The sequence below is a fragment of the Rhodoplanes roseus genome (assembly GCF_003258865.1).
Classification (GTDB): Bacteria; Pseudomonadota; Alphaproteobacteria; order Rhizobiales; family Xanthobacteraceae; genus Rhodoplanes; species Rhodoplanes roseus.
This window is the reverse complement of the sequence record NZ_NPEX01000395.1, coordinates 1-4,254: the sequence shown is the minus strand read 5'-3', so window position 1 is coordinate 4,254 and position 4,254 is coordinate 1. Positions and strand designations below refer to the sequence as shown.

The following is a 4,254-nucleotide window of genomic DNA, read 5'->3' as shown; positions in this document are numbered from 1 at the left end:
CAGTGTTGAATCAGCGACGTACCAGTTTGTCAAAACCTGCTCAGAGACATCGCGCCGCCATACCCCTGAGCAACTACCAATGATCGGCACAGCCGCGGACGTTCCGCCGTGGCTCCGGATGGCACGGGTAGCCTCCACACCATCCATTTCCGGCATGCACATGTCCATGAGTACAACGTCGTACTCGAACGTTTCGACCGCCCGCACGGCCTCGACTCCATTCGCCACGACTTGGGCTTGGACGTCAAAGTCCTTGAGTAAGTGACGCATGACGAGTTGGTTCGTCTGATTATCCTCGGCGATCAGAATACGCATCGGCCGGCGCAGACTGGCGATGCGACACCGTAGAGCATCGATCGCAGACGGGTCATCTGTCCCCGCTTCAACGACTTTGCTGCTCCAGGGCAGGCTAATCGCGAACCGGAGGGTCGTGCCGACGCCAAGCGTCGACTCTACAGTGATGGCGCCCCCCATCTGATCCACGATCCCCTTCACAATAGCCAGACCCAAGCCGGTGCCACCGAAACGCCTATTGATCGAACTATCTACCTGGCTAAACTCACTGAAGAGCCTGCCAATTTTTTCCGGAGCGATCCCGATGCCCGTATCGCGGACAATTCCCTCCAGGGTAACGCGCGTCGGGCCCCGTTCGAGACATTTGACTCCGAAGACGACTTCACCCGAAGCGGTGAATTTCATGGCATTAGAAATAAGGTTCATGGCGATCTGACGGAGTCGCCCGCCGTCACCGACGAGCGTTGAGGGAATAACCGGATCGTATTCGATCCGGAACGCCAAGCCCTTTGCGGCCGCCTGGGGCTCAAATATTTCCAGCATGTCGCCGACCACGGCCCGTGGAGAGAATGCGATTTCCTCGAGCGAAAATCGGCCGGACTCCAGTTTGGACAGGTCCAAGATGTCATTCAGGAGTCGCAGCAGCGTCTCTCCAGACTTTTGGATGATCTCCAGCGACTGGCGCTGGTCCGACCGCGGACCAGAATCCAAAAGCGCGCTGGCGAGGCCGAGCACCGCGTTCATCGGCGTCCGAATTTCATGGCTCATAGTGGCTAAAAAAGAAGACTTGGCGCGATTGGCTGCAGCGGCTATCTGCTCCTGCTGCCGCGATTGCTCGGCCTCGCGCTCGGCCTCTGCCCGCCGAAGTTCTGCCTGGCGGCGCTCGGTGACATCGTCGTGGATCGCAATCCACCCGCCGCCCGGCATCGGCTGGTAAGAAATGTAAATGACTCGCCCGTCCTGAAGTCCGAGTTCAACTGCACCCGTCTCCCCGTTGTGCATACGTTTGACGAAGTCTCTAAAGAACTCATCTCCAGCAGCGTGTATCATCTTGGTCTCGCGTTCGGCGAGAACCGCCTCGAAAGGAGTGCCGGGCGCCGTTTGCTCTGGCCGTAGTCCGTAGATCTCACGATACCGGCGATTCGACACGACCAGCCGATCCGAAGCGTCGTACATGGATAATCCCTGCGACATGTTCTTCAGTGCCGCATCGAGCTTGCAATTCTCCATTTCGGCCTCTCGCCGAGCTTCGACGAGTTCGCTGAGCGTCTCATCCAACACGCGCAAAGGAAACAGACGAGCGGCAAAATTTATTGCAAAGCCCAGGAAGCCGCCTAATAGGGCAGCGACAGCGGTCTGCACCAGTGTCGGTCCCAGGCTTGCCGACACATCCACTCGCCCAATGATCTCCCCCGACTCGATAATCGGATGACTTCTTACGAGCGTGGCTCCGGCGAGCTCCGGCCCGGAAGAGCCGACTAACCTGTTGTTAGCGTCCAAAACGCGTTGAGGGAACTCCCGATTGTTATCGATAGGCTGGTCGATCAATTCTTCGATGCGCTGTGAGTGATACCTCCAACCTTGGCCCATCGTATAGGCGTATCGACTGACACGATCGGCACCGAGGCTCGCTCGAAATGACAGTTCAGAGGCCAAATTGACATAGCCGATACAGAAAACGCCGATCGGAATGAAGGCCGCTGTCGTGACGGCAGTCACGAGGCCGATGGCGCTGATGACGCGATGCAAAGACTCTTTCACAAGGCAGCCTCAAAACCCGAACGGCAGACTTGCGTTCTCCCGCAGAAGACCGCGTCCGGCAGGTGATCGCAGAAATTCCGCCAAACGCTCCACTGCAGGAGCGGGGTCCGCGGAACGAACGAGGAAGAACCGCTTTTCATGAGGATACTGCCGGCTACCAAGGCTCTCGACCGTTGGGGTCACGCCATCGAGGGGGACGACGCGAAGGTTTGGCTTCTCAGCAACGATTTGCGCGAGACCTGCCGATGTGAGGGATCCAGGGATCCGAAGCGCCAGGTCAAAATTATCCTGATCAGTCGCCGCGACTGGGACATCGGGCCGCTGCCGCGCCATAGCCAAGGCTTCACGCATTTGGGGGAAGGCCTGGCCCACCAGCAATGTGTCGGTGTCGCCCCGGGTCCGCAAAATGACGCGGAGTCGAGTACCGTCAGGCCACACAGGGGCCTCCCGGGCAAACAAATCCGCAAGGTCGATGACTCGCAATCCGGTCGGCGCGTGATGAGAGGTGACGAAAACAAGGGGCGTGCGAGCAAGTGGAATCGCCATCAGACCTGCGGCCGCTTCTTCGTTTTGCAGCGGGCGAGCAGAGACTGCGACATCGACCGCTCCTGCAGCCAGCGCTCGAATTGCACCATCGCTGCCGTACCCCGGAAGCACGTCGACCTTTGCCCCCTCCAGCCGGGCGAAGGCCTCGCCAACTCGCCTCATCAGTTCGGTCGCGCCGCCGGTACTCGCAATGCGCAGGGTATCGCCGTACGCGGACTGCCACGTCGCGAGCATGAGAAGGAGGATTCGAACCGCAGGGCGAAGACACATGGGGCAGCCACTTCGAGCAGACCAAGGCACCGACGACGCCTCGGGGGCCGCGTTTCCTGGAAGAGGACTTGCAGGAACTCTTCCAAAGAGGCCACATCCCTCGACGCAGCGAGCCGACATTGTGAACCGGCTGACTTCAAGGACGCTCAAGGTCAGCGGCAGGAGCCAATAAAATCGGGCATCATGGTTTCGGGTTCGTGAATGCCGGCTAGGTTGGACTCAAGTGGGCCACCATACGACGGTGGCGACGCTGATCGCGCCGGCGAGGAAGTTTCTCGCGAGTTTGTCGTAGCGGGTCGCGACCCGACGGAAGTCACTGAGGCGTGGGAACATCCGCTCGATGCGATTGCGTCGCCAACAGGCTAAACGGTCGTGGCGGATCGGCTGCTTGCGGCTGGTGGTGGACGGGATCACCGCCTTGGCGCCGCCCTTGGCCAGTAAGCAGGATGTGAGACGCATCGTTTGACCGGCTCGCTCTGCCGTTGTTCATAAGCACACGACCCAGCCGAGGACGCCGCGGTCTTCGCAGAGCGGGACCGCCTTCTGAACGCTGCTTGCAGCTGGTGGTCCCGCTGGGTTGGCAGTCTGGATCGAGCCACTGCATGTGCGGTGATTTAGAAAGATGGCCACCGCTGCGCCGCAGTTGGTGCAACAGCCCTGGACCAGATCGATCGAAGGTTTTCAGCGGTGGAGCATGAGCGTAGCAAGAGGCGGATCAGCCCGGCCACGGCGGCGTTTTCTGCGCGACACCCTCATGACCGTATTTGGACAACGTGATCGACGGCCAATGCGATCAGAGAGCCAATGACGAGTGACAGGGGATAAGCCCAAGGCGCACCGATCCACAGACTTGGCCCGAGGCGAATGTTGAAACCAACTCGGATCAGCACCATCCCCAACAAGCCGCCTGCCGCTGCGACAGCAATCCGTCTCATGTGCGGTTCTCCGCGCAGCCCAGCGCAATGATCGGCGTGGTCGTCGTTTTTTCATGTTTTTGTCTCTCCGAGATCCAATGGCATTGGAGACGGCGGCGTGATCGATCGCGCCGACAGCCTGCAGGGCCGCCCGAGAGGGCCCTCGTCGTGGCCCTCAGGACATGCCTTCATTGGACGACCCGCCGTCCCGCCGGACCCACCGACACCGCCTGCAGCGAAGATCGCGCAGCTCCCGGTCTCTCGCGCTACGACGTAAGGGGCGGCCCGGTGGACCGCCCCTCAAATCCGATCGTTAGGACGAGCTGCCGCCCTTTCCGCCAGCGCCCCCCGTTCCACCGAAGCTTCCGGCTCCCCCACCGCCGCCCTGACCGCCTACCGACCCAGGCCCCTTGGCCGAGCCGCCGGCGCCGCCGGCTCCGCCGGTCCCGCCGTGAGAGCCGGCTCCGCC

Annotated in this window: 3 protein-coding genes; all 3 read right to left on the bottom strand. The window is 60.9% G+C overall.

The features are described 5' to 3' along the window. Positions 1 to 2,055, bottom strand: a 2,055-nt coding sequence (locus tag CH341_RS28870) for a hybrid sensor histidine kinase/response regulator (protein WP_146604665.1), incomplete at its 3' end; no start/stop codon positions are given. Positions 2,056 to 2,064: 9 nt separating this feature from the next. Further along, positions 2,065 to 2,835: a PstS family phosphate ABC transporter substrate-binding protein gene (locus CH341_RS28865; RefSeq protein ID WP_170149851.1), complete on the bottom strand. Its 771-nt coding sequence runs from the start codon at positions 2,833 to 2,835 to the stop codon at positions 2,065 to 2,067. Positions 2,836 to 3,090: 255 nt separating this feature from the next. Beyond that, positions 3,091 to 3,330 carry a transposase gene (locus CH341_RS36340; protein ID WP_111422661.1) on the bottom strand — a complete coding sequence of 80 codons (240 nt, stop codon included), beginning with the start codon at positions 3,328 to 3,330 and terminating at the stop codon, positions 3,091 to 3,093. Positions 3,331 to 4,254: the final 924 nt, after the last annotated feature.

Excerpts from the sequence above, each read along its gene's own strand:
- CH341_RS28865 (WP_170149851.1), bottom strand. The coding sequence starts at position 2,835 with ATGCTCGCGACGTGGCAGTCCGCGTACGGCGATACCCTGCGCATTGCG.
- CH341_RS36340 (WP_111422661.1), bottom strand. The coding sequence starts at position 3,330 with ATGCGTCTCACATCCTGCTTACTGGCCAAGGGCGGCGCCAAGGCGGTG.